Origin of the sequence: Paenibacillus popilliae ATCC 14706 (assembly GCF_000315235.1) — a bacterium.
Taxonomy (GTDB): domain Bacteria; phylum Bacillota; class Bacilli; order Paenibacillales; family Paenibacillaceae; genus Paenibacillus_B; species Paenibacillus_B popilliae.
The window spans coordinates 1-278 of the sequence record NZ_BALG01000488.1 but is presented as its reverse complement, the minus strand read 5'-3'; the positions used below and the strand labels follow the sequence as shown (position 1 = coordinate 278).

The window sequence follows — 278 nt, the reverse complement described above, 5'->3', positions numbered from 1 at the left end:
GTGTGGAAGAGGCCACGAACCATTTTGCCGTGGGTATAGCCTTCATCATCACTCGTTTTTTCTTTGTTCAGTTCAAAGAGCGCTACAGCTAGCATGGTTTCTGCCGTAAACAATAGCTCAAAATGAGCATGATGATGCGCCTCGGATTCGGAGTGGCATTTCTCAAAAGCCAATTCCTGCTTGACAGCTCGAAAGAATACTTCGATGCGCCAACGCTTTACATAAGCTTGCAACACTTCTTCCGGAACATCATAGCGATTGCTGATCAGTAAATAGGC

General features: G+C 45.7%; 1 protein-coding gene. It reads right to left on the bottom strand.

Going from position 1 to position 278, the window contains the following annotated elements; genetic code table 11:
- On the bottom strand, nucleotides 1-278 hold a 278-nt coding region (locus tag PPOP_RS18760; RefSeq protein WP_042230161.1), incomplete at both ends, for a transposase.